The organism is Aeromonas sp. Marseille-Q7275, from assembly GCF_965119515.1.
Genome location: NZ_CBCPLW010000025.1, coordinates 1 through 22961 on the forward strand (window position 1 = coordinate 1; position 22961 = coordinate 22961).

Here is a 22961-nt window from a genome sequence, read left to right on the forward strand (position 1 = left end):
AGGGTCTGAAACTATAACCCTCACTGGGTTGCTTTGCAAGCCAGACCAGCAGCGCACTGCGCCGTGCTGATGGAGGCGCATTATAGGGATCTGATTCTTTCTGACAAGCAAAAACTATGTGTTTTTTTGAGAAAGACGTTCAAGTGTTTAATCCGCAACCAGATCGTGCAAAACACCTTCGCCATAGGGCTCATAAGAGGTCACTTTCGGCAGCACCCGGGCCGCTCAGACCAGGCTGCCGGCTCTATATAGAGTGGGTTCATATATGAGGGAGAGATGCGCAAATAGAAAAGGGCCCTGCCGGACCCTTTCAAATGTGTGCTGCTGACCAATCAGATGGAGAAGCTGGAGCCACAACCACAGGTGGTCGAGGCGTTGGGGTTGGTCACGGTAAAGCGGGAGCCTTCCAGACCTTCGGTGTAGTCCACGCTGCCACCAACCAGATACTGCAGGCTCATGGGATCGATCACCATGGTCACGCCGCTCTTCTCGACCACGGTATCCCCGTCGTTGATCTTTTCGTCAAAGGTGAAACCGTACTGGAAACCGGAGCAGCCCCCCCCAGTGATGTAGACCCGCAACTTGAGCTCGGGATTTTCTTCTTCGGTAATCAAGGTCTTTACCTTGTTCGCCGCCGCATCCGTCATCTGGATTGGCAACGGGGCTTCTGCTACTGCACTCATTACTGACCTCACAACCATTACATCCACAAACATGGAAACCGCGAAATTATCCAATACCCGACCATTTAGTTCAAGTATTCACCACTCTCTTACTGCACCACGGGCAAGGGTGCTGGTTGGGTCACCAGAGGCTTGAGTACCTCACTCCACTCCGCCAGCAACTCCTGGGCCGGCTGGCGCCCCTCCTTGGCGATGATGATCCTCACCCGATCCGGCACAAAGCCTGTTGGCAGTTGCCAGTTGCCTTCGAGCAGCTGGAAGTAGCGCAGGGCATAGCGCCCCTCCCCGACCTTCATGCCAAGCTCACGCCCGCTGAGGATCCTGGGCTGGTCTGCCAGACTGCCTTCGACCCTGATTTGTACCTGGCCTCGGAACAGCTCCCGCTTCTTGGCGGGCTGGGTCAGGGCCAGACGATAGTGATAGCGACCCGGCACGCTGGTTTCCTGCAGGGTCAGGTTGTCGATGGTCACCCCTACCTGATCACCGGTAGGACGCATGATCCGCTCGAAGAAGGCCAGCTGGCGCTTCTGCTCCTGAACCTGGGCTTCCTGATCCTTGAGGGTCTTCTGCAACTGTTCGAAGGCCGCCTTCTGGGTCGCCAGCAAGGTATCCTTGACCCCCAGATCCGTCTTGAGCTGGCCTATGGCCTTGCTCTGCCGCTCCAGGGTCTCCTGCTGCACCGTCAGCAGACTGCTCTGGGCCAGCTCTTGCCGATTCCCGATGAAATAGCCGATGCAGGCCCCCACCGCCAGCACCACCAATACCTTCACGATTTGGGACATAAGGCCTCTTCTATTAGCACGCCAAACCACGGCCTGTTTCCCTTCACTATACGCGACCTTGCCAGATTGATACGGATAAACAAGGAGTTAACTGGCAGCCACGCTGCCGTCTCCCCGCTTTTGACGCGCCGCAAGCCGTAAAGTTCGCTCCAGGATCTGGGAGTAGATGGGACGCCCTCCCAACCACTGCGCCACCAGGGTGGCCCCTATGGTGGTGATCATCATGGGCAGGATCAGCTGATAGTTGTCCGTCATCTCGGTCACCAGCACTATGCCGGTGATAGGGGCCCGCACTGTGGCGGCAAACAGCGCCCCCATGCCGGCGATGGCGAAGGCGCCGGGCTCTATGCCCAGATCGGGAAAGGCCGCATGGAACAGGTGACCGAAGACCACCCCGAACAGGGTGCCGAGTGCCAGGGTCGGGGCGAAGACGCCGCCGGGGGCGCCCGAACAAAAACAGATGAGGGTAGCGATCAGTCGCACCGAGAAGATGAGGAAGAGGGTCGCCATCCCATAGTCGCTCCCCACCAGATGAGGGATCAGCTCGGTTCCCCCACCGGTCACCGAGGGGGCAAACAGCGACAGCACGCCGAAAATACCCGCCACCAGCATGCCGATGGCGACGAAGCGGTGACGCTTGTTCTGGTGCAGGGCCAGATAGCCGTCCTGACAGGCGAGCACCAGCTTGTTGAACACGAAGCCCAGCACGCCGAAACAGCCCCCCATGAAGAGGAAGAGCCAGAGCGCCTTCAGGGCCGGGGCGTCGTAGTGGGGCAGGCTGATGACGGGCGCCTGCCCCTTCATGTTCTGCAGCATCAGGGTCGCCATGACGGCCGAGATCCCCACCGCCTTGATGGCGAGGAAGGAGTAACGGAACTGCGGCCGCATCTCCTCCATCACGAAGAGTATCCCCGCCAGCGGCGCGTTGAAGGCGGCAGCCAGACCGCCCGCCGCCCCCGCCGCCAGCAGGGCATGGCCATGTTCCTTCGGCAGGCGGAAGATGTCCGCCACCATCTTGCCAAGGTTGCCGCCGATCTGTACCGAGGGCCCCTCCCGCCCCAATACCATGCCGGAACTCAGGGTACAGATGCCGCCGAAAAACTTGACCGGCAAGACCCGCCACCAGCGCACCGGGCGCAGCTCGTCCATGGCCCCCTCGATCTCGGGAATGCCGGAGCCACCCGCTTCCGGGGCGAAGGTGTGGGTGAGGAAGTAGCCGACAAACCCCAGCAGGGCGCTGAAACCAAAGCCCAGCAGACCGAGTTGCCACCAGGGGCGATCCGCCAGCAGCAGGACTCGCTGCTGTGCCAGCCAGTGCACACCGGATTCAAACAACCCGCAGACCAGTCCGGCCAGAACCCCGACCAGGGCGGCCAGCAAGAGCACCAGCAGCGGCATCTTGTCCCGCTGGATCAGACGCTGCAGGGCAGGAGGGCGGCCTTGTGTGGTCGCCTCGCGAGGGGGGATAGCTTGTTGCACCATGGGTATTCACGCTCATCTAACGAGGGTCGGAAAACACCCGGCCTCGGCTCGGCTGCCCAGCACAGGGCCTTTCTGCTATAGTCGGCCCGTTTCATTTATCACGGGTGCAGACCGGGAGTCCGGGTGGCGAGAGCGCAAAGCATACTCCTCCCACCACAGCCTGCCGAGCCGCAATCGACCGCCTGCGCCCGGGTGACGACCAAAATCCCATTAAGGATGATCCATGTCAAAATCAGATCAGCTGTTTGAACAGGCCCGCCAGACCATTCCGGGCGGCGTCAACTCACCGGTCCGCGCCTTCAATGGGGTCGGCGGCACACCCCGCTTCATCGATCACGCCGATGGCGCCTACCTCTATGACGTGGATGGCCAGGCCTATGTGGATTACATCGGTTCCTGGGGCCCCATGCTGCTGGGTCACAACCACCCGGCCATCAAGGCCGCCGTCATCAAGGCCGTTGAGAAGGGGTTGAGCTACGGCGCCCCCACCGAGATCGAAGTGCTGATGGCCGAGAAGGTACGCCAGATCGTCCCCTCCATGGAGCAGGTGCGTATGGTCAACTCCGGCACCGAGGCGACCATGAGCGCCATCCGGCTGGCCCGCGGCTATACCGGCCGGGACAAGATCGTCAAGTTCGAGGGCTGCTACCACGGCCACGCCGACTCCCTGTTGGTGAAGGCGGGTTCCGGCGCCCTGACCCTGGGTCAGCCCAACAGCCCGGGCGTTCCGGCCGACTTTGCCAAGCACACTCTCACCTGCGTGTTCAACGATCTGGACTCGGTGCGCGAGGCCTTCACCCAGTACGGCAGCGAAATCGCCTGCATCATAGTCGAGCCGGTGGCGGGCAACATGAACTGCATCCCGCCGGTGCCCGGCTTCCTGGAAGGACTGCGCGCCATCTGTGACGAGTTCGGCGCCCTGCTGATCCTGGACGAAGTGATGACCGGCTTCCGCGTCTCCCTGCGCGGCGCCCAGGGCCACTACAATATCGATCCCGACCTCACCACCCTCGGCAAGATCATCGGGGCCGGCATGCCGGTGGGCGCCTTCGGCGGCAAGAAGAAGGTGATGCAATACATAGCCCCGACCGGCCCCGTCTATCAGGCGGGTACCCTCTCCGGCAACCCGGTGGCCATGGCTGCCGGTCTGACCATGCTGGACCTGCTGCTGGAGCCAGGCCTCTACGAGCAGCTGAGCGCCAAGACTGCCCGGGTGGCGGAAGGGCTGAAAGCGGCCGCCGCCAGGCACGGCATCCCGCTCGCCATCAACTACGTGGGCGGCATGTTCGGCTTCTTCTTCACCGAAGAGACCGAGATCACCCGCTACGAGCAGGTCACCCGCTGCGACATGGAGCGCTTCAAGCGCTTCTACCATCTCATGCTTGAGGAAGGTGTCTATCTGGCGCCGAGTGCCTACGAGGCGGGCTTCCTGTCCCTGGCTCACGGGGACAAGGAGATTGAACACACCCTGGCCGCCGCCGAGCGCAGCTTCGCCAAACTGGCGGGCTGAGCCCTGCCAGCATGAACCAAGGGCCCGCGAAGGGCCCTTTTTTGTTACTGCTGTCGTCTCGCCTTGCCAGAGCCCCCTTCTGGTGCAGCCCCCTCTCTCTTCTCGCCGGCGTTTGCCACTTGCTGGTGCATTCGCGGCCACACTGGCTGTCATAAAGCGGGCCCACTATTTGCACTGCCTTACTCAGGAGCCCACTTGACCGAGGTCCATATGGCAGAGATGAGCCCCATCGATGTGCTGCGGCGCTATCAGGAGTACGAAACCGAGTTGACCCCCCTGTTGCTGGGACTGCTCACCCTCCCCCAGGAGGCCCTCAAGGGCTATCCCTTCGTGCTGAGCGTGCAGAGCCTGGGCCAGAGCCAGGCAAGCGCGAGGATCCTTCCCCCCATTCCGGCCCCCCAGGGGCAGTTGAGGCTGAGGGTGCAGGGTCATGGCCGCGAGCTTGAGATCAATCTGCACCAGCTGATCGCCTGGCTGATGGGGGACAGGGAGCGGCGCCGTGCCATCCCCTGGTTCAGGGCCGTCTACGTGATCCTGAGCCTGGCGCTGTTTCTCATCGTGGGAACCCTGATCTGGCATGGCCTCGAGCAGCTCTATCTGCTGCTGTGTGGCACCCAGCAGAACCGGCTCGGCGCCTTCAGCGCCATCATCTTCCTGACCCTGGCGCTGGCGGTGTTCGATCTCGGCAAGACCATACTGGAGGAGGAGGTGCTGCTGCATAAGGACATCTTCCGCCACAGCGCCATTCGCCGCACCATCACCCGCTTCATCGCCGCCATCCTGATCGCGGTCTCCATCGAGGGGCTATTGCTGCTGTTCAAGGGATCCCTCGGCCAGAACGAACTGCTCTGGCCTGCGGTGGGGGTAATGGGTTGCGCCGTGGGATTGCTGCTGGCGCTGGGGCTCTATGTCTTTCTCGGCGCCAAGGCCGAGGCCGCTCTGGTCGCCTCCAGTCAGCGGCCCCTGACCAGTGGCGGCGAGTCAGGGGCAGGCCTTCTGCCTCGGCGACGCAGTGGCTTCAGACGGGCGAGATAACTCCTCGCCCTGACAGGCTTCCTGTGGATTGGAGACGGCTAGCGGGGAGCCTCACTCAGCTGGGCTTGTGCTTCAACCTGGATGTCGGGCTGACGGCGCGCCGCCTGCCAGGATGCGTACATGGTCCAGGAGGTGTAGATGACGATGAAGGCCACCAGCCATTTGAGCATCTCCATGTCCATGGACTGTACCAGCATGGCCGCCAGTACCACGCCGATGGGACCGAAGAGGGCCACCGCCAGCACGGCCCTGGCATCGAAGGCCCCCTTGCGGATGAAGGTGCCCGCCGAGAAGACGCTGAGCACGGCGGTGGACCCCATCATGATGGGGAAGGCCGCCAGCGGGTTCATCCCCAGCAGATAGACCAGCGTCATGCAGGGGGCGAACAGCCCTATGCCCACATTCATCAGCACCCCGAACAGGAAGTTGCCGAGCAGGGCTATTCCCAGCTTGTAGCCACTGAGCCCCATGGCCTCGCCCCCGAGCGGGAACAGACCCAGCAGGCCGGCGAAGATGAGTCCGGCCACCACCAGCAGGGAGACCGCCATCACCAGCCTGATGGTCTGGCGATCGAACGAGGCCACATGACGGGCCCCCCAGGCGGCGCCCGCGGCGGCGGCGGCCATCATGCTGATGAGGGTGAGCGGATCCACCTTGACCACGCCGATGAAGATGAGGGACTGGGTCACGGTCGGCAGCACGCACTGACCGTTGAGGGTGCCCGGCAGCAGGCGATCGTCGATCAGCTTGAACTGCTTGTAGCAGGCGGTCTTGACCGCGAAGCTGCCGACCCCAAGGGTGTCGAGAAAGTTAGCGACGAAGCCGATGGTCGCCACCGGCCAGAAGGGGGTGGACTCCAGCTCGCCCCGGCGCCGCTTGTGCCACCAGGCGTGGATCAGCATGAAGATAAAGACCAGGGCGCAACCGATAAACAACAGGCGTAGAAAAGTGACAAGCATAGGGGGACCTCCAGCAACGGGCGGCGATTCTAAGGCAGCCCACAGAAAAGATCCTGGTCTGGATCACGCTTTCATCGGATGCAAACGTTTTGCCCCGTCAGTTTCTGATGGTAAAGCTCGAATGACTCTGCCAATACTTGTCGTTGAGGGCGCAAGCCCGCACTCATCGGGCGTAGTCCTGGTCATTTCGCGACGACCACAGCACCGATGGGCATAAGCAAAAGAAGGCGGTCACCCGCCTTCTTTTTATTGCCTTCCGTCATCCCGGCCGCAACGGCCTCAGGAGATCCAGCGGGGCAGCCTGGGAGCCAGGCGGTCGATCAGCCGATCCGACAATGGGGTCAGCAGCAAGGGTGGCAGGCAGATGAGGGCGAGGCAGAGGGCACCGACATAGACGTCCGTCAGCCAGTGGGCACCGGCGAGGATGCGGGGAGCCGAGAACAGGGGCACCATCAGCACGGCGATCACGGCGGCCCGGCGCGGCAGGTAACGCAGGGCAAAGCCGGCGAAGATCATCAAAAACAGCGCATGATCACCGGGGAAGCTGTCGCCCGCAGAGTCCTTGGTCGGAATGGTGCTGAGCTCGGTCAGCCGCAGTGCCCCGTCCACCATCAGGGTGGGGCTGGGACGGCTGACCGGCAGCAGGTGACCGAGCTGATTGATCACCAGGGCCCCCAGCAACATGACGATCCCCATGGCCACCAGGCGACGGCGCCCCTCACCCCGGGCCCGGAAGAAGCAGGTGGCCAGGATCAGCCCCATGCAGCCCAGGGTGGCCAGATCGAACAGGCGATTGTTGGTGATGGCCACCAGATCGGCCCAGCGGGCGGATTCACCCAGCCAGCCGTTAACCAGCTGGAAGGTGGCGAGATCCCAGTGATCCCAGGGGCCATGACCCGGCAGGGTGGCCCAACTGAGGGCAATCAGGCCCCCGATCAGATAGAAAGGTATGAACTTGCTCATGCCGAGTCTTCCTTCAAAAAGCGGTGATTCTAGGCCAGCCTCCCGGTGACTTGAGCGAATCACCAAAATATGGGAATTCATGTAACAAACAATGCTCTATTGAATCTTGTTTATACCCATAGCCCCGGATTACGGGAGCGGCCAGCGCCACCTTGGCGCGCCAGGGCTTGCGGCTGGTATGAGGCTCTTTTTACTCAGGATGATGGCTATGCGCAGCTACCTTCGCATGATGTTGTTTGCCCTCGGTTTGCTGGCGGGCGTGCAGATACCGGGGATCGTCGATCTCTACTACCAGAGGCTGGATGCGCGCCTGCAGCAGGCCGGCCTCAGTCTGGCCCCCTTCCAGCGCACCGCGGATCAGCACTTTGGCGGCGATCTCGACGCCCTGGTCGCCCATTACGGCGCCAGCCAGGATCCCGTCTTCACCCAGGATGCCACCAGCCTGCAGCAACTGGTGAGCCAGCAGCGCCACCTGCAGCAGGAGCGCGCCTTCCAGGATAGGCCCTGGTACCTGCAAGTCTCCCACCTGCTGTTGCAGGCGGACTCCCAGCTCTGGCAGGACACCCTGCGCAACTACGGCTATGTGGTGCCCCTCAAGCAGGCCGCCATCTTCTGCGGTGTGGCGGCGGGACTGCTCGCGTCCCTGCTGGGGGATCTGCTGCTCGGCCTGCTCCTGCTGCCCTTTCGCCAGCGCCAGCCCGCCCCCCGTCACGCCCTGCGCTGACCCCTGGCCGTCTCAAGCAACAGGGGCCAGCGGCCCCTGTTGTCGTTCTCCTGCCGAAAGGGGCTACTCGAAGGGTTCGAGGTAGGCCTCGATGGCCTTCTTCAGCCAGGCCAGCACCTTGCCGTGATGGGCGTTTTCCGACAGATAGACCCCGTAATCGCGCCACTGCAGGCTGAACTTGTGCTTCAGAGTCAGCAGTTCCCCCTGGCGCAGCTGGCTCTGGATCAGCGGTGAGGGCAGCACCGCCCAGCCGAGACCGTCCAGCACGGCATCCCGCATCAGCTCGAAGCTCGACAACCCGATGTGCTGGCCGCCGATGGGGAGCAGGCTCTTGACCGAGAACTCGTCCACATAGGAGAGGGTGACCTGGGTCTGATCGGTGAGATCCTGCTGCAGCACCCGTTTCAACCCCGCCAGCGGGTGGCTGGGCGCTACCACCATCAGGGTGCGGATGGGGTTGAGCACGTCTATGTTGAGGCCGCTACGCTCCTGATCCTCGGTGATGAGGCCGAAGGCGGCATCCACGAACCCCTCCTCCACCAAGGCTGGCAGTTCGGGGGGCGAGGCCAGCACCAGGGAGATGCTGGTGCCGGGAAACTGATGGCGCAGCGCCCCCAGCATCTCGCGCCAGACCGGCTCCGGGATGGCGTCATCCCGCGCTACCCGCAGCGCCACCTCGGCCCCGGAGGCGTGGTGCTCGCACTTGAGCTTGAGGCTGTTGGCCGCCTGCAGCAGCCGCCGGCAGTCGTCCAGCACCTGCTCCCCTATCTCGGTGAGTCGGCTCTGGTTGGCCCCTCGTTCAAAAAGGTCGACGCCAAGCTCCACTTCCAGGGAGGCGATCGCCGTGCTGACGGCGCTCCGGCTCTTGCCAAGGCGTCTGGCGGCATTGGCAATCGAACCACTGTCTGCTGATTCTACAAAGAGTTGTATCTGATAAAGCTTCATGGTCGCGCTCTGGTGGCAGCTTGTTCCATCTTTACCTTACGCCGCCCCCCTTCCCCAAGGCAAACCCGTAGCGCCGTAATTATCGACGCTCAGCGATGCCCAGGTCTGCCCCGGCTGCGGCTATCCTCTCCCTCGTCGCAGCAACAGAAGGAAACCCCATGTCATTCAGTCCCCTGCTTTTGGCCCGCCTCTTCCTGACGGGGGCCATCCTGACCGAGGTGGCAGGCACCTCCACCATGGCCCTGATCCCGGAGAGTGAGACCGGCTGGCTCCACCATCTGCCGATGTGGCTGCTCATCGCCCTCTCCTACCTGCTGCTGGCCAAGGCCGCCAAAACAATCTCCATTGGTATTGCGTTCGCGTTGTGGGAGGGGCTGGGAATCGCCCTGATCACCGCCGTCTCCGTGCTGTTCCTGGGCTACGAGCTGAGTGTGCAGGAGTGGATCGGGCTGGCGCTGGCAATAGTGGGCATTGTTATGGTGACCCTGGGGGAAACCCATGCCGAGCCGCTTGATGCAACTACGGCCAAGGAGCTTCCATGCACCCGTTGATCATCGTACTGGGCGCCGCCCTGCTGGATGTGGGGGCCAACATGGCCATCAACCGCTCCCTCGGTTTTCGCCACAAGGGCTGGGGCCTGCTCGGCATACTGCTGGTGCTCTGTGCCTTTACCCTGCTCAGTGAGGCGGTGAGCACCGGCAGGATAGATCTCGCCGTGGCCTATGCCACCTGGGGCGCCATCGGCATCCTGGGCACCGCCCTCGGCGGCCTGCTGCTGTTTGGCGAGCGCCTCAAGCCCGTCGGCTGGGTCGGCATCCTGGTGATGGCCGTCGCCGTGGCCCTGCTGACCACGGCCTGACCCCATGAAAAAAGCCGCCCGGTGTTCGCCGGGCGGCTCTCTTGTGCACTCATGAGCAAAGCCCGCTCATGCCGGCTCCGCATCGACCTCGTAGAGCTCCAGCGGCAGGCCGTCCGGATCTGCGAAGAAGGTGAAGCGACTGCCGGTCAGCTCGTCCACCCGTACCGGCTCCACGGCCACCCCGTGGCGCTCCAGATGGGCGATGACGGGTTCGAGCGCCCGCACCCGAAACGCCAGGTGCCGCAGGCCGCACGCCTCCGGCCTGGAGGGGCGTGCAGGGGGGGCGGGAAAGCTGAACAGCTCAAGCTGGCTGCCATCCGGCAGCGCCAGATCCAGCTTCCAGGAGTGGCGGGCCTCCCGCAGGGTCTCCGCCAGTATGGGCAGCCCCAGCACCTGGTGGTAGAAGTGGCGCGAGCGATCATAGTCGCTGGCGATGATGGCCACATGGTGAATGCCGCCGAGCAGGGGAAGTGTCATGGCAATCCTTGTAAAACGGGCAGCCAGGGCTGCCCGTTTTCGTTAGTTGAAGAAGCCGCCGAACCAGTCATCCAGCGCGTTGACCGGGTTGGAGACAGGGCTGGCGCAGCTTGCCGGAGCCCCGAGCCCCGCCAGCTTGGCCGGCACCTGCAGGCTGCCGGGACAGTCGCTGGCGACCCGGGCGCCGCTCGCGCGGGAGAAGCTGGCCCAGCTCACCCCTTCCGGCATCTTCAGCCCCAGGCTGTTGACGCCGCGCTGGCTCATGTAGCCGCTGAACAGCTGCAAGGCACCGCTGGCCCCGGTCAGCCCGGCGGGCTGGTTGTCATCCCGGCCGACCCAGACGCTCACCAGTTCGTTGTTGTCCATACCGGCAAACCAGGAGTCCCGCAGCTCGTTGGTGGTCCCTGTCTTGGCGGCCATGGTGGCGCCGGGGAACTTGGCGCCGAGCGCCCGGGCCGTGCCCTGGCTCACCGTCTTGGTCATGGCGAACAGGGTCAGCCAGCTGGCCTGGGGATCCGTCACCCGCTTGGCGGTCTCGTCATGCTGATAGAGCTGGCTGCCATCGCCGTTCACCACGGCGCGGATGGCCGACAGCGGCTGGGTCAGCCCCTGATTGGCGATGGGCAGATACATCTGGTTCACCTCCATGGGGGAGAGCGCCACCGCCCCCAGCACCAGGGACGGATAAGGCTGGATCTCCTGCTGGACCCCCAGCTTGTGCAGGGTGTCTACCACCTTGTCGAGCCCCACCTGCATCCCCAAGTTGACGGTCGGCACGTTGAGGGAGCTGGCGAGCGCCTCCATCAGCGGCACGCTCTGGCGGAACTTGCGATCGTAGTTCTGCGGCGTCCAGATCTGGCCATCCTGACCGCGGATGCGGATCGGCTGATCTTTCAGCGGCGTGCCCAGGGTCAGGCCGTTGGAGAGACCGGTGAGATAGACAGCCGGTTTCACCAGGGAGCCTATCTGGCGACGGGCATCCAGGGCACGGTTGAAGCCGGCGTAACGGGGATCCCGTCCCCCCACCATGGCGACCACCTCGCCCTTGTGCCAGTCGGAGACCACCATGGCCGCCTCCAGCTTCTTCTTGCCGCGCTGCTTCTCTATGGTGGCGAGGCCGGTCTGCACCGCCTGCTCGGCGGCGTGCTGGGCGATGGGATCCAGGCTGGTGAAGATCTTGAGGCCGGACTGCTTGAGCAGATCCGGGCCGAAGCGGTTCTGGATCTCCCGCTTGAGCAGCCCCATGAAGGCCGGGGTGCGGCCATAGCTCATCTGGCCCCGGGTGATGATGCCAAGGGGCTGCTTGCTGGCCAGCTCATACTCGGCCTGGGTCAGGCTGCCGTGATCCATCAGCAGCTTGAGCACCAGATCCCGACGCGCCTTGGCCCGCTCGGGGAAGCGCCAGGGATCGTAATAGGAGGGTCCCTTCACCATGCCCACCAGCAGGGCCACCTGATCGATGTCCAGCTCGTTGACCGGAATGCCGAAGTAGAAGTAGGAGGCGAGCCCGAAGCCATAGACCCCCTGGGAGAAGTTCTGCCCCAGATAGACCTCGTTGAGGTAGGCCTCCAGGATCTCGTCCTTGCTGTAGCGGTAGTCGATGAGCACCGCCATATAGGCTTCCTGCAGTTTGCGCCACAGGCTGCGCTCCCGGGTCAGGAAGAAGTTCTTGGCGAGCTGCTGGGTGAGGGTACTGCCCCCCTGCACGGTGCGACCCGCCAGCAGGTTGGCCGCCATGGCGCGCATGATGGCCACCGGGGAGACGCCGCCGTGCTGGTAGAAGTCCCGATCCTCTGTGGTCAGCAGGGTGACCAGCAGGCTGTCCGGCACCTCGGAGAGGCGTACCAGCAGGCGATCCTCCCGATCCTCTGTGTTGAGGCGGTCCAGCAACACCGGGTCCATCTGGGCATAACCTAGCTGACGCTGGTTCTCCAGGGACTGGATCCCCTCCAGCCGCGCCCCGTTGAAGGTGAGACGCAGGCCACGGGCGCCGTCGGCGCCGTCATGGAACTCGAACGGACGGCGGACCAGCTCGATGCGGTTGCCGCTCACGGCATACTCCCCCGGGGTGTGGGGCTGGCGCACCTGCTTGTAGCTCAGCATGTTGAGCTCCCGCAGCATCTGGGTCTGGGAGAGGCGCTGGCTGGGGTAGAGCTCCAGCGGACGACTGTAGACCATCACGGGCAACTGCCACTTCTCCCCGTCAAAACGCTCGCGCACCTTGGTATCCAGATAGATGCCGAACACCACCATGAAGGCCGCCACCACCAGGGAGAGCTTGAAGCCCAGCCAGAACAGGGTGCGCCAGATGGTGCGCTTGGGCGCCGCCTTCTTGGGGGTACGCTTGCGTTGTTGCGTTGCCATAATTCCTCTTTGCTTTCCTTTCTACTTGTGATGTCGCATGCGCGAACGTCCGATCGGGCTTAACCAATCGAACCTGGATCCTGGGTTTCGCTTCGCCAGGCAAAGGGATGCCCCCTCATCCCCAACCCTTCTCCCATGTCTTTGAAAAAGGGAGAGGAGAAGGGAGCAAACACCAGGCTCGCTCGGTTTCCTCTCCCCCTGGGAGAGGGTGAGGGCCGTCTGCTGGCGTTGGGCTTCCCCATGCCAGCCCCCACCTACAACCCCATCTTCTTCTTGGTGACCCGGGTCGGCATGGCCTCCAGGGGATTGTCCGGCCAGTAGTGGCGGGGGTAACGCCCCTTCATCTCTTTCTTCACCTGCTCGTAGGAGCCCGCCCAGAAGGCGGCGAGATCGGCGGTGATCTGCAGCGGCCGCTGGGCCGGGGAGAGCAGCTCCACCACCAGGGGCACCCGGCCATCGGCCACACAGGGGGTGGTGCCCTGCCCGAACATCTCCTGGATGCGCACCGGGATCACCGGGGCCTGCCCCGGCTGATAGCGGATCCGTACCCGGCTGCCGGTCGGCGCGCTGAAGTGGCTCGGCAGCGCCTCGTCCAGCCGTTTTGGCAAGGGCCAGGGCAGGGACTGGCGCAGCAGATCCGAGAGGTTGAGCCTCTTGAGCTGCTCCAGCCGGGTCATGCCGCTCAGGGCTGGCAAGAGCCACTCCTCCAGCCGGGCCAGCAGACTCTCGTCGTCCACGGCGGGCCAGCCCTCGTCCGGCAGCCAGTCGCGGGCGCAGCGCAATCGGGCCAGCAAGCCTTCACTGCCCTCGTCCCAGGGCAGCACATGCAGCCCCTTGCGACGAATGCCCTGCAACAGGCAGCGCCCCTTCTGCTCGTCCGACAGCTCGGTCAACGGCCGCTGGCCGAGCACCAGCTCGCCGATCACCTGCTGGCGCTCGGCCCGCACCCGCTCCTCGCGCTCGTCCCAGTCGAACCACTGGCGCTCGCTGACTAACTCCGGCAGCTGGCGCACCAGCTCGTCCAGCGCCACCGGCTCGGCGATGAAGATGCGGCTGCCGCGATCGTTCTGCCCCATCTCGATGGCGATCAGGGCCCCTTGTCCCTGACATGGGTGACCTTCTACCAGATCGCAGCTGATCCCACCACTGAGTTGATAGCGGCTGCCGCCGCGCAGCTTGCCGATCCTGTCCGGCCAGGCGAGGGCGCACAGCAGCCCCAGCCACTGCCCCTGGGCGCCGGCAGGGCGTGCCCCCAGCCGTTCGAACCAGCGGGCGGCCCCCTGACGCAGGGCCCCCAGACGGCGATGGAAGAGCACGGAAAGGCGCTCAGATCCTCGCAGATATTCTTCCAGCAGCGCCACCAGGAATGCCGCATCGGCGACAATCCCTGTCAGACCCTCGGCCTCCAGCTCCCGGGCCCGCAACAGCATGCGCGCCAGACGGGGATGAGTGCCGAAGGCGGCCATGGTGCGGCCGGCCGGAGTGAGTTGTTGCTCAGCCTCCTGCTTCATGGCGCCAAGGGCCACCAGCAGGCGACGGGCGCTCGCCACCGCAGCGGCGGGGGGCATGTCCAGCAGCGGCAGATCTTCTACCTTGGCCCCCCACTGGGCGGCATCCAGCAGCAGGCCGGTCAGCTCCTGGGTGAGGATGTCCGGCGGGCTCTGCTCGGCGAGGCGCTCCTGCACCTCGGCGCTCCACAGCCGGTAGCAGACCCCGGGGCCGAGACGGCCGGCACGGCCGGCCCGCTGGGTGGCGGAGGCCCTGGCAATCTGACGGGTCTCCAGCCGGGTGACGCCGCTTCTCAGATCGAAGGTGGCGCGCCGCTCCAGCCCGCTGTCGATCACCACAGAGACCCCCTCTATGGTGAGGGAGGTCTCCGCCACATTGGTGGTGAGCACCAGCTTGCGACGCCCCGCCGGAGCGGGCTCTATGGCCGCCTGCTGGGCCGCCATGTCGAGACGCCCGTAGAGGGGGGCGAGGCGCACGTCATCCGGCAGGCGCCCCTCCAGCCACAGGGCGAGCCGCTCAATCTCCCCCTGTCCCGGCAGGAACACCAGGGCGCTGCCGGCGTGGGCCGCCAGCGCCTCCAGCACCACGGCGCCCACCTGGGGCTCCAACCACTGCTGGCGATTGGCGGGGCGGTAGTGGTAGTCGATGGGAAAGCCGCGCCCCTCGGAGCGGATCACCGGGGCGTCCGGCAACAGGGCCTCCAGCGCCATGCCGTCCAGGGTGGCGGACATGATGAGCAGCTTGAGATCATCGCGCAGCCCCTGCTGGCTCTCGATGGCGAAGGCCAGGGCGGTATCGGCATGCAGGCTGCGCTCGTGGAATTCATCGAAGATGACGAGCGACACCCCGCTAAGCTCGGGGTCCTGCTGCAACATCCGGGTCAGCACCCCCTCGGTCACTATCTCGAGCCGGGTCGCGGCACTGGTGCGGCTCTCGCCTCGCACCCGCAGCCCGATGCGCTCCCCCACCTTCTCCCCGAGCTGGCGCGCCAGAAAGCCCGCTATGTTGCGCGCCGCGAGACGGCGGGGCTCCAGCATGATGATGCGGCCGGGCAGCCGGTTTCGGCGCACCAGCTCCAGGGGCAGCAGGGTCGACTTGCCCGCCCCCGGGGGGGCCTGCAGTATCACGCTGGCGTGGCTGTCGATGGCATCAAACAGCTCGGGCAGCACAGAGACGATGGGGAGTTGGGACAAAACGGCGAAGACCTTCTGTGATGACCATGAAAACGGCGCCCATTCTGCCACAGCCAGCCGCCCACCGTCAGCAGCCGTGCCGGGGGCGCGCCAACCGGTTGGGCAGACCCGGGACGTCCCCGCCGGTACGACAGTCACGCCCGGACAGGCGCGAGACGCGACCAGGAGACATCCGCAGACGAGCTGCCATAGAATGGCCCCTTCATGTGAGTACCACGAGGACCGACGCTGCGCATGCCCAGACTCTTCTTTGCCCTGCCCCTGCACCAGCTTGCCCCCGCCCTGATCGACTGGCGCGAACGGCGCCCCTGGCCCGGCCTGTCGGTGCCCGAGCGCAATCTGCATCTGACCCTGGCCTTTCTCGGCGAGGCCGACGAGGCCACCCAGGCCAGGCTGATCGCCGCCGCCGGGCAGCAGCGCTGCCCCCCTTTCAGCGTCCATCTGGATCAGACCGGCTGGTTTGCCCGCGCCAGGGCCGCCTGGGTGGGACCGAGCGAGTGGCCAAACGAGCTGAACGTCCTCGCCAGGGCCCTGCGTCGCCACGGCGAGAAGCTGGGGCTTGGCAACGGGGAACAGGGCTACCGCCCCCATGTCACCCTGTCGCGCAAGGCCGGCGAGGCCCCGGAGGCGCTGCCCGCCCCCGATCTTGTGCTGCAGGCGGACAGCTTCTGCCTCTACCAGTCCGTCAGCACCCCGCAGGGGGTCAGCTATGAGCCCATCGCCTGCTGGCCCCTGCGTGCCCGCATCAAAGAGACCAACAGCGAGGAGCTGACCCCATGATTTTCGATCCCCCTTTGCAATCCGGTCTGCTCATCGCCCGCTACAAGCGCTTCCTGACCGATGTGCAGCTCGACAACGGCGAGGTGATCACCCTCCACTGCGCCAATACCGGTGCCATGACGGGCTGTGCCGATCCGGGCACCCGGGTCTGGTACTCCACCTCAAGCAACCCCAAGCGCAAGCTGGCCCACAGCTGGGAGATAGCCGAGAGTCCGGCGGGTCACTTCATCTGCGTCAACACGGCGCGGGCCAACCAGATCGCCCGGGAGCTGATCGAGCAAGGGGCGCTGGCGCCGCTGGCGGGTTATGCCAGGCTGCGCACCGAGGTGAAATATGGGGAGGAGAACAGCCGCATCGACCTGCTGCTGGAGGATGATCACAGGCCAAGTTGTTACATAGAGGTGAAATCCGTCACCCTGCTCGACGAGCGGGAACAAGCGGGCATGGGCTACTTTCCCGATGCGGTCACCGCCCGTGGCGCCAAGCACTTGCGTGAATTGATGGCCATGAAGGCGGCCGGGCACAGAGCCGTGCTGCTGTTCATGGTGTTGCACTCCGGCATCGCGAGAATGCGCCCTGCAGCCCATATAGATCCGCACTATAGTCAGCTTGTTGAGCAGGCGATGGCGGCAGGGGTTGAAATTTTATGCTATCGCCCCCATGTTGGGGTGCAGGGCATGGTGGCTCAAGATTTTATTCCATTTGAATCTGACCATCTGCTACCCGAGGGCTGAGAATAAATGCTGGAGTGGGTAACAATATTGACAAGGCTTGTTTGCCTCCCGTTGACCCTTCTGCTATAGATACCGCCCTCAATTTATGGATGGCACGGGTAGCGTGCTGAATTAGGAGACAGGGCATGCCAACAGGCGAAAACAGGAAATCTCTGGGCCCCCTGGCCATTGCGGGTGTAGAGCCTTACCAGGTAAAAGCCGGTGAGGAGTACATGAATGACCAACAAAAGGTACATTTTCGCAAGATCCTGGGAGCCTGGCGCAACCAACTGATGCAGGAAGTTGACCGCACCGTCGACCACATGAAGGATGAGGCTGCAAACTTCCCGGATCCGGTCGATCGCGCCGCGCAGGAAGAAGAGTTCGCACTCGAGCTGCGCACCCGCGACCGTGAACGCAAGCTGATCAAGAAGATCGAGAAGACCTTGCTGCTGCTCGAAGAAGACGACTTTGGCTACTGCGAACATTGCGGTATCGAAATCGGTATTCGTCGTCTGGAAGCCCGTCCGACTGCCGACCTCTGTGTCGACTGCAAGACGCTGGCTGAAATCAAGGAAAAACAGATGGCTGGCTGATGCCGCCCATCGACATGGACAAAAAAGGGAGCTCGCGGGCTCCCTTTTTTATTGAGCTTTTCCCACGACCATCCCAGAATGCAGCCTCAATTCATCGTCTACCCGAATTCCCATGGCCATGACCCCCTCCTCCCCTGTCCGACCTCATGTGGGCCGCTTTGCCCCCTCCCCGTCCGGTCCGCTCCACTTCGGTTCCCTGGTCGCCGCCCTCGGCAGCTTCTTGCAGGCGAGATCGCAACAGGGGCGCTGGCTGGTGCGCATCGAGGACATAGATCCGCCGCGGGAGATGGCCGGGGCCAGCGAGCTCATCCTCCAGACCCTGGAGACCCATGGCCTCGGCTGGGATGGGGAGGTGATGTACCAGAGCCGGCGCCATGGACGCTACGACGAGATCATAGAGGGGCTCTACCGGGCCGGGGATCTCTACTGGTGCCGCTGCACCCGGCGCGAGATCATGGCGGCGGGCGGCTTCTACAACGGCCACTGCCGCACCCTGGGGCTGACCGCAGAGGGCTGCGCCGCCCGCCTGCGCCAGCATCATCCCGTCTACCACTTCGAGGATCAGCTGCAGGGCCATATCGCTGTGCCTGCGGCACTCGCCGAGGAGGACTTCATCGTGCGCCGCCGGGACGGGCTCTACGCCTACAACCTGGCGGTGGTGGTGGATGACATGGACAGCGGCATCACTGAGATAGTGCGCGGCGCCGATCTGCTGGAGCCCACGGTGCGCCAGATTGCCCTCTACCAGACCCTGGGAGCAGAGGTGCCCGACTGGGTGCACCTGCCGCTGGCGGTGCTGGCGGATGGCAACAAGCTGTCGAAGCAGAACCACGCGCCGGCGCTGGCACAGGATGATGTCAGGCCCGCCCTGTGGCAGGCCCTCGCCTTCCTCGGCCAGTGCCCGCCGCCCTGCCTGAGAGAGAATACCGTCGACGAGATCATCGCCTGGGGCATTGCCCACTGGCAGCTGGCCCGGGTTCCCCGCCAGCAGAAGATAGTGCTGGGGGCCAGATAGGCAGACCCCAAGAGCAAGGGCAGACCACCGTGTTTCTGGTGTCACCGGGTCCGGATCGGGGAAGCAGACCGCAGCGTTTCTCATTTGGTCGGGCCTGAGCTATGATAGGCCGCTATTTTTTGGCCTCCCGTCAATTTGAAGTCATGAAGAGGTGTACCATTTTTTCCCAGATCGCAAACTTTTGCCGCAAGGTGCTCGGCAAGGAAGACGGCGAGCAGTCGATGGAGTCTCCCATTCCAGCCCGTGTCGCCGGTCAACGTCGAACCTTGAGCCGTGACCAGCACCCCATCTCGCGCAAAGAGATCAGCGAGAATGCGCTCAAGGTGCTCTACCGCCTGAACAAGGGAGGCTACGAAGCCTACCTGGTGGGTGGCGGCGTCCGTGACCTGCTGCTCGGGAAAACGCCAAAGGATTTCGACATCGCCACCGATGCGACGCCGGAGCAGATCAAGGCCTTGTTCAGCAACTGCCGCCTGATCGGCCGTCGTTTCCGTCTGGCCCACATCGTCTTTGGTCGTGACGTGATCGAAGTGGCTACCTTCCGTGGTCACCACCATCAGGTCAATACCAGCAAGCACGTGTCGGCCCAGTCGGATGAAGGCATGCTGCTGCGCGACAACGTCTACGGCACCATAGAAGAGGATGCCGAACGTCGCGACTTTACCGTCAACGCCCTCTACTACAGCGCCAAGGATTTCACCCTGCACGACTTCGAGGGTGGCATCGAGGATCTTGCCGAGCGCAAGCTGGAGCTGATCGGTGACCCCGAGACCCGCTACCGGGAAGATCCGGTGCGCATGCTGCGCGCCGTGCGCTTCGCCGCCAAGCTGGAGATGACCATCAGCCCGCGCACCGCCGCCCCCATCCGGGAACTGGCGCCCCTGCTGCAGGACATTCCGGCCGCCCGCCTGTTCGAGGAGACCCTCAAGCTGTTCCTGGCCGGTGACGGTCTCGCCACCTACAAGCTGCTGCGGGAATACGGGCTGTTCCAGCCCCTGTTCCCCCAGGTCGCGGCCCTGTTCACCCCCAACGGCAACTCCCCCTACGAGCAGTTCATCGAGCTGGCGTTGATGGATACCGATACCCGGGTCCGTGAAGAGAAGCGCGTCACCCCGGCCTTCCTCTATGCCACTCTGCTGTGGGGCGCCGTCGAGGCCCGTGCCCGGGTGCTGGAAAACGAGAGCGGCCTGCCCTGGCACGACGCCTTCATGCTGGCCATCAACGAGGTGCTGGATGCCCAGGTGCGGATCATCGCCGTGCCGCGCCGCTTCACCACGGACGTGCGCGACATCTGGGCCCTGCAACAGCGCCTGACCCGTCGCCAGGGTCGTCACCCCGAGCGCGCCATGGAGCATCCGAAGTTCCGCGCAGCCTTTGACTTCCTGCTGCTGCGCAACCGGGTCGAACGTGGCCTCGGCGAGCTGGCCAGCTGGTGGGAGCGCTATGTGGCCTCCAACCCGGATGTGCGTCCGCAACTGCAACGGGAAGCGACCCGCCGCCCGGCGAGCGGTGAGCGAGCCCCGGCGGCCGAGCCGCGCGGAGACGGTGAGAAACGTGGCAGCAACAGCCGCAATCGCCGTCGTCCCCGTCGTCGCAAGCCGAAAGCGGCAGAATAAAGGCCACCCGATGATCGAGGTCTTCGTTGCCGTCGGATCCAACCTGGGCAATCCCGTCGCCCAGGCCAGACAGGCCGTCGCCGCCCTGGGCAGGCTGCCGGAATCCGCATTGCAACAGGCCTCGCAGCTTTACGGCAGCCGCCCCATGGGCCCTGCGGATCAGCCGGACTACGTCAATGCCGTGGTGCGGCTTCATACCCGGCTCGGCCCCCTGGCTTTGCTGGATCAACTGCAGAAAATCGAGCGGGAACAGGGACGTGTGCGCAAGGACGAGCGTTGGGGTCCAAGAACCCTGGATCTGGATCTGCTGCTGTACGGCGAGCAAGTCATCCAGCATGAACGCCTGATCGTTCCCCACTACGGCATGAAGGAGCGGGAGTTCGTCCTGCTGCCCCTTGCCGAAATCGCCCCCGCCCTGGTGCTGCCCTGCGGCACCCCGCTCACCGAACTGGTTGCCCGCTGCCCGCGCAATGGTCTCGAGATCCTTGCCGATGCCACGGGTGAGTAGACGAGTAGGAGCAACGTAATGAGCAAGATCACCATCACCGACCTGCAGAAGATGAAGCAGGACGGACAAAAAATCACCGCCATCACCGCCTATGACGCCACCTTCGCCAAGCTGTTCGACGACGAAGGTGCCCAGGTGCTGCTCATCGGTGATTCCCTGGGCATGGTGCTGCAGGGAGGGGACGACACCCTGGCCGTCAGCATGGATGAGATGGTCTATCACACCCGCTGCGTGGTGCGTGGCGCCAGCAAGGCATTGGTCATCACGGATATGCCGTTTATGAGCTATGCCACTCCCGAGCAGACCTACCAGAACGCCGCCCGGCTGATGGCCGCCGGCGCCCGCATGGTGAAGATGGAAGGGGGCGACTGGCTGTGCGAGAGCATTCGCCACCTCACCCGCAACGGCGTGCCTGTCTGTGGTCACCTGGGGCTGACCCCGCAATCCGTCCACGTGTTTGGCGGCTTCAAGGTGCAGGGGCGCGACGAGTTCCACGCCCAGGAGATCTACCGCCAGGCCCTCGAGCTGCAGGCCGCGGGCATCCAGCTGCTGGTACTCGAATGCGTGCCGGTCGCCCTGGCCGAGCGCATCAGCAAGGCCCTGCGCATCCCTGTCATCGGCATAGGCGCGGGCCCGGCCACCGATGGCCAGATCCTGGTGATGCACGACGCCTTTGGCATCACCTCCGGCTATGTGCCCAAGTTCACCAAGAACTTCCTGGCCGAGACCGGTGACATGCGCGCCGCCATCCGCCTCTATGTGCAGCAGGTGAGCGAGGGTACCTTCCCCGGCCCCGAGCACTGCTTCAACTGATCCTGGCCACATGAACCGCAACGGGGGCTCGGCCCCCGTTTCGCCTCCCTCTCTGGCCCTTTCAATTCTTGTTTCTTTGACCTATCCGAAGGTGAACTGTTGGTGATGTCGCTCGTGAACTATCCCGTGCCATCCACGCGGGTCCTTTCAATCCCTGTTTCCTTGACCTATCCGAAGGTGAACTGTTGATGTTGGTTGTGAACAATCCTGCCGCTCTGCGTGAACAGATCGGCCAATGGCGCCGCGAAAGCCGCGCCATCGCATTCGTACCCACCATGGGCAATCTGCACCAGGGCCATCTCACCCTGGTCGATGAGGCCCGCAGCCACGGCGAGAAGGTGGTGGTCAGCATCTTCGTCAACCCCTTGCAGTTCGACAAGGCCGAGGATCTCGCCAACTATCCCCGCACCCTGGAGCAGGACTGCGCCGCCCTTGAGGCCGCCGGCGTGGATCTGGTGTTCACCCCGACCCCGGAGCTGATGTATCCCCACGGGCTGGCCAGCCAGACCTTCGTCGAGGTGCCGGGTCTCTCCGGCCTGCTGGAAGGGGCGCTGCGCCCGGGGCACTTCCGCGGTGTCAGCACTGTCGTCACCAAGCTGTTCAACCTGGTGCAGCCCGACGTGGCCTGTTTCGGCCAGAAGGATTACCAGCAGCTGGCGCTCATTCGCAAGATGGTGGCCGACATGGCCATGCCGGTCGAGATAGTCGGCGTGCCCACGGTGCGGGCCGAGGACGGGCTGGCCCTCTCCTCGCGCAACGGCTACCTGACCGCTGCCGAGCGCGCCCTGGCCCCCGAGCTCGCGCGCACCATGAACTGGATAGCCGAGCAGATTGAGGCGGGGAACCACCACCTCCCCTCCCTGGTGGCCCAGGCCAGCCAGCGTCTCGACAACGCCGGATTCAGGACGGATGCCATCGACATCGTCGACGCCGACACCCTCGAATCGGCCAGCGCCGCCAGCAAGCGGCTGGTGATCCTGATGGCCGCGTATCTGGGCAAGGCCCGCCTTATCGACAACAGTGTCGTCACCCTTCAGGGTTGAGACACGGCAAGGAGACAAAGATGTCCAAGAAGGTTTATTGCATTGCCCAGTTCCTGCCCAAGCCGGGCAAGGAGCAGGCCCTGTTCCAGGTCTTGCAGGGGCTGGAGCCCAACACCCTGAGGGAAGACGGCTGCCTGCAGTACAGAGTCACCCGACACATTGCCAGCCCCTTCGCCGAGGGGGAGAGCTTCCCCATCGTCTTCAACGAGATCTGGCAAGACATGGCCAGCTTCGAGGCCCACTGCCAGCGCGCCGAGATCAAGGCCTTCTTCGAGCGTTACTGTCTGGCCGAAGAGGGGCTGGCGGCCAAGTGGAACGTCTGCGTCTACAGCGACGAGCCGGCGGACTATGACGCCCCTGCCCTCTGAGGCAGATCTCAAGCACATAAAAAG

The 22961-nt window shown here is 64.2% G+C and carries 23 protein-coding genes; 14 read left to right on the forward strand and 9 right to left on the reverse strand.

The window, feature by feature from the left end; all coding sequences use genetic code 11:
* Window positions 1-332 precede the first annotated feature (332 nt).
* From erpA to clcA, 3 genes are all read right to left on the reverse strand, one after another.
* Window positions 333-683 carry an iron-sulfur cluster insertion protein ErpA gene (gene erpA / locus ACWPWQ_RS18710; RefSeq protein ID WP_025328177.1) on the reverse strand — a complete coding sequence of 117 codons (351 nt, stop codon included), beginning with the start codon at window positions 681-683 and terminating at the stop codon, window positions 333-335.
* A gap of 89 nt (window positions 684-772) precedes the next feature.
* Window positions 773-1465, reverse strand: coding sequence for a DUF6776 family protein (locus tag ACWPWQ_RS18715; protein ID WP_342059619.1), 693 nt, complete (start codon window positions 1463-1465; stop codon window positions 773-775).
* Window positions 1466-1552: 87 nt separating this feature from the next.
* The gene (gene clcA / locus ACWPWQ_RS18720; RefSeq protein WP_454010500.1) at window positions 1553-2947 is read right to left on the reverse strand and encodes a H(+)/Cl(-) exchange transporter ClcA; all 1395 of its coding nucleotides are present in this window, start codon (window positions 2945-2947) and stop codon (window positions 1553-1555) included.
* Window positions 2948-3170: 223 nt separating this feature from the next.
* On the opposite strand from clcA, the gene hemL reads away from it, so the two are divergent.
* Together hemL and ACWPWQ_RS18730 are read left to right on the forward strand one after the other, a co-directional pair.
* On the forward strand, window positions 3171-4457 hold the full coding sequence (hemL, locus tag ACWPWQ_RS18725; RefSeq protein ID WP_408844866.1) for a glutamate-1-semialdehyde 2,1-aminomutase: 1287 nt from the start codon (window positions 3171-3173) through the stop codon (window positions 4455-4457).
* Between the two features lie 210 nt (window positions 4458-4667).
* Window positions 4668-5492 (forward strand): hypothetical protein, encoded by an 825-nt coding sequence (locus ACWPWQ_RS18730; protein WP_429161174.1) that lies wholly within the window; start codon window positions 4668-4670, stop codon window positions 5490-5492.
* Between the two features lie 38 nt (window positions 5493-5530).
* On the opposite strand, the gene ACWPWQ_RS18735 is transcribed toward ACWPWQ_RS18730, so the two are convergent.
* Window positions 5531-6451: a TSUP family transporter gene (locus ACWPWQ_RS18735; protein WP_454010501.1), complete on the reverse strand. Its 921-nt coding sequence runs from the start codon at window positions 6449-6451 to the stop codon at window positions 5531-5533.
* A 279-nt stretch (window positions 6452-6730) separates the two neighbouring features.
* Complete coding sequence (locus ACWPWQ_RS18740; protein ID WP_454010502.1) at window positions 6731-7414, reverse strand: phosphatase PAP2 family protein; 684 nt, start codon at window positions 7412-7414, stop codon at window positions 6731-6733.
* Window positions 7415-7622: 208 nt separating this feature from the next.
* On the opposite strand from ACWPWQ_RS18740, the gene ACWPWQ_RS18745 reads away from it, so the two are divergent.
* Window positions 7623-8138, forward strand: coding sequence for a DUF2937 family protein (locus ACWPWQ_RS18745; protein WP_265436838.1), 516 nt, complete (start codon window positions 7623-7625; stop codon window positions 8136-8138).
* A 63-nt stretch (window positions 8139-8201) separates the two neighbouring features.
* On the opposite strand, the gene ACWPWQ_RS18750 is transcribed toward ACWPWQ_RS18745, so the two are convergent.
* The gene (locus tag ACWPWQ_RS18750; RefSeq protein WP_139434077.1) at window positions 8202-9083 is read right to left on the reverse strand and encodes a LysR family transcriptional regulator; all 882 of its coding nucleotides are present in this window, start codon (window positions 9081-9083) and stop codon (window positions 8202-8204) included.
* Between the two features lie 158 nt (window positions 9084-9241).
* On the opposite strand from ACWPWQ_RS18750, the gene ACWPWQ_RS18755 reads away from it, so the two are divergent.
* Both ACWPWQ_RS18755 and ACWPWQ_RS18760 read left to right on the forward strand, forming a co-directional pair.
* On the forward strand, window positions 9242-9634 hold the full coding sequence (locus ACWPWQ_RS18755; protein WP_139434076.1) for a DMT family transporter: 393 nt from the start codon (window positions 9242-9244) through the stop codon (window positions 9632-9634).
* Entirely contained in the window at window positions 9622-9942 is a 321-nt protein-coding gene (locus ACWPWQ_RS18760) for an SMR family transporter (protein WP_025328187.1), read from the forward strand. The genes ACWPWQ_RS18755 and ACWPWQ_RS18760 overlap by 13 nt, the downstream gene beginning before the upstream one ends.
* A gap of 66 nt (window positions 9943-10008) precedes the next feature.
* On the opposite strand, the gene gloA2 is transcribed toward ACWPWQ_RS18760, so the two are convergent.
* The 3 genes from gloA2 to hrpB form a co-directional block, all read right to left on the reverse strand.
* Entirely contained in the window at window positions 10009-10419 is a 411-nt protein-coding gene (gene gloA2 / locus ACWPWQ_RS18765) for an SMU1112c/YaeR family gloxylase I-like metalloprotein (RefSeq protein WP_429161143.1), read from the reverse strand.
* A gap of 42 nt (window positions 10420-10461) precedes the next feature.
* Complete coding sequence (mrcB, locus tag ACWPWQ_RS18770) at window positions 10462-12783, reverse strand: penicillin-binding protein 1B (protein ID WP_139434074.1); 2322 nt, start codon at window positions 12781-12783, stop codon at window positions 10462-10464.
* Between the two features lie 254 nt (window positions 12784-13037).
* Window positions 13038-15485 (reverse strand): ATP-dependent helicase HrpB, encoded by a 2448-nt coding sequence (hrpB, locus tag ACWPWQ_RS18775; RefSeq protein ID WP_454010503.1) that lies wholly within the window; start codon window positions 15483-15485, stop codon window positions 13038-13040.
* A 234-nt stretch (window positions 15486-15719) separates the two neighbouring features.
* Here hrpB and thpR point away from each other — a divergent pair, with 234 nt between their 5' ends.
* The 9 genes from thpR to ACWPWQ_RS18820 all read left to right on the forward strand — a co-directional run bounded on the left by thpR (window position 15720) and on the right by ACWPWQ_RS18820 (window position 22937).
* On the forward strand, window positions 15720-16265 hold the full coding sequence (gene thpR / locus ACWPWQ_RS18780; RefSeq protein ID WP_454010504.1) for an RNA 2',3'-cyclic phosphodiesterase: 546 nt from the start codon (window positions 15720-15722) through the stop codon (window positions 16263-16265).
* Window positions 16262-16999 (forward strand): DNA/RNA nuclease SfsA, encoded by a 738-nt coding sequence (gene sfsA / locus ACWPWQ_RS18785; protein ID WP_139434071.1) that lies wholly within the window; start codon window positions 16262-16264, stop codon window positions 16997-16999. The genes thpR and sfsA overlap by 4 nt, the downstream gene beginning before the upstream one ends.
* A gap of 125 nt (window positions 17000-17124) precedes the next feature.
* Window positions 17125-17574: an RNA polymerase-binding protein DksA gene (gene dksA / locus ACWPWQ_RS18790; RefSeq protein WP_005329052.1), complete on the forward strand. Its 450-nt coding sequence runs from the start codon at window positions 17125-17127 to the stop codon at window positions 17572-17574.
* A 112-nt stretch (window positions 17575-17686) separates the two neighbouring features.
* Window positions 17687-18589, forward strand: coding sequence for a tRNA glutamyl-Q(34) synthetase GluQRS (gene gluQRS / locus ACWPWQ_RS18795; protein ID WP_454010505.1), 903 nt, complete (start codon window positions 17687-17689; stop codon window positions 18587-18589).
* A gap of 143 nt (window positions 18590-18732) precedes the next feature.
* Complete coding sequence (pcnB, locus tag ACWPWQ_RS18800) at window positions 18733-20205, forward strand: polynucleotide adenylyltransferase PcnB (RefSeq protein ID WP_162519105.1); 1473 nt, start codon at window positions 18733-18735, stop codon at window positions 20203-20205.
* A gap of 10 nt (window positions 20206-20215) precedes the next feature.
* Window positions 20216-20713 carry a 2-amino-4-hydroxy-6-hydroxymethyldihydropteridine diphosphokinase gene (folK, locus tag ACWPWQ_RS18805; protein ID WP_247625581.1) on the forward strand — a complete coding sequence of 166 codons (498 nt, stop codon included), beginning with the start codon at window positions 20216-20218 and terminating at the stop codon, window positions 20711-20713.
* A gap of 18 nt (window positions 20714-20731) precedes the next feature.
* Window positions 20732-21526: a 3-methyl-2-oxobutanoate hydroxymethyltransferase gene (gene panB / locus ACWPWQ_RS18810; protein ID WP_163147221.1), complete on the forward strand. Its 795-nt coding sequence runs from the start codon at window positions 20732-20734 to the stop codon at window positions 21524-21526.
* Between the two features lie 188 nt (window positions 21527-21714).
* Entirely contained in the window at window positions 21715-22569 is an 855-nt protein-coding gene (gene panC / locus ACWPWQ_RS18815) for a pantoate--beta-alanine ligase (RefSeq protein ID WP_139434067.1), read from the forward strand.
* A 20-nt stretch (window positions 22570-22589) separates the two neighbouring features.
* The gene (locus ACWPWQ_RS18820; RefSeq protein WP_139434066.1) at window positions 22590-22937 is read left to right on the forward strand and encodes a putative quinol monooxygenase; all 348 of its coding nucleotides are present in this window, start codon (window positions 22590-22592) and stop codon (window positions 22935-22937) included.
* Window positions 22938-22961 lie beyond the last annotated feature (24 nt).

Bases quoted from the DNA above. Each gene is read 5' to 3' on its own strand.
- erpA (WP_025328177.1), bottom strand. From the start codon at position 683: ATGAGTGCAGTAGCAGAAGCCCCGTTGCCAATCCAGATGACGGATGCG.
- ACWPWQ_RS18715 (WP_342059619.1), bottom strand. From the start codon at position 1,465: ATGTCCCAAATCGTGAAGGTATTGGTGGTGCTGGCGGTGGGGGCCTGC.
- clcA (WP_454010500.1), bottom strand. From the start codon at position 2,947: ATGGTGCAACAAGCTATCCCCCCTCGCGAGGCGACCACACAAGGCCGC.
- hemL (WP_408844866.1), top strand. From the start codon at position 3,171: ATGTCAAAATCAGATCAGCTGTTTGAACAGGCCCGCCAGACCATTCCG.
- ACWPWQ_RS18730 (WP_429161174.1), top strand. From the start codon at position 4,668: ATGGCAGAGATGAGCCCCATCGATGTGCTGCGGCGCTATCAGGAGTAC.
- ACWPWQ_RS18735 (WP_454010501.1), bottom strand. From the start codon at position 6,451: ATGCTTGTCACTTTTCTACGCCTGTTGTTTATCGGTTGCGCCCTGGTC.
- ACWPWQ_RS18740 (WP_454010502.1), bottom strand. From the start codon at position 7,414: ATGAGCAAGTTCATACCTTTCTATCTGATCGGGGGCCTGATTGCCCTC.
- ACWPWQ_RS18745 (WP_265436838.1), top strand. From the start codon at position 7,623: ATGCGCAGCTACCTTCGCATGATGTTGTTTGCCCTCGGTTTGCTGGCG.
- ACWPWQ_RS18750 (WP_139434077.1), bottom strand. From the start codon at position 9,083: ATGAAGCTTTATCAGATACAACTCTTTGTAGAATCAGCAGACAGTGGT.
- ACWPWQ_RS18755 (WP_139434076.1), top strand. From the start codon at position 9,242: ATGTCATTCAGTCCCCTGCTTTTGGCCCGCCTCTTCCTGACGGGGGCC.
- ACWPWQ_RS18760 (WP_025328187.1), top strand. From the start codon at position 9,622: ATGCACCCGTTGATCATCGTACTGGGCGCCGCCCTGCTGGATGTGGGG.
- gloA2 (WP_429161143.1), bottom strand. From the start codon at position 10,419: ATGACACTTCCCCTGCTCGGCGGCATTCACCATGTGGCCATCATCGCC.
- mrcB (WP_139434074.1), bottom strand. From the start codon at position 12,783: ATGGCAACGCAACAACGCAAGCGTACCCCCAAGAAGGCGGCGCCCAAG.
- thpR (WP_454010504.1), top strand. From the start codon at position 15,720: ATGCCCAGACTCTTCTTTGCCCTGCCCCTGCACCAGCTTGCCCCCGCC.
- sfsA (WP_139434071.1), top strand. From the start codon at position 16,262: ATGATTTTCGATCCCCCTTTGCAATCCGGTCTGCTCATCGCCCGCTAC.
- dksA (WP_005329052.1), top strand. From the start codon at position 17,125: ATGCCAACAGGCGAAAACAGGAAATCTCTGGGCCCCCTGGCCATTGCG.
- gluQRS (WP_454010505.1), top strand. From the start codon at position 17,687: ATGGCCATGACCCCCTCCTCCCCTGTCCGACCTCATGTGGGCCGCTTT.
- pcnB (WP_162519105.1), top strand. From the start codon at position 18,733: ATGAAGAGGTGTACCATTTTTTCCCAGATCGCAAACTTTTGCCGCAAG.
- folK (WP_247625581.1), top strand. From the start codon at position 20,216: ATGATCGAGGTCTTCGTTGCCGTCGGATCCAACCTGGGCAATCCCGTC.
- panB (WP_163147221.1), top strand. From the start codon at position 20,732: ATGAGCAAGATCACCATCACCGACCTGCAGAAGATGAAGCAGGACGGA.
- panC (WP_139434067.1), top strand. From the start codon at position 21,715: ATGTTGGTTGTGAACAATCCTGCCGCTCTGCGTGAACAGATCGGCCAA.
- ACWPWQ_RS18820 (WP_139434066.1), top strand. From the start codon at position 22,590: ATGTCCAAGAAGGTTTATTGCATTGCCCAGTTCCTGCCCAAGCCGGGC.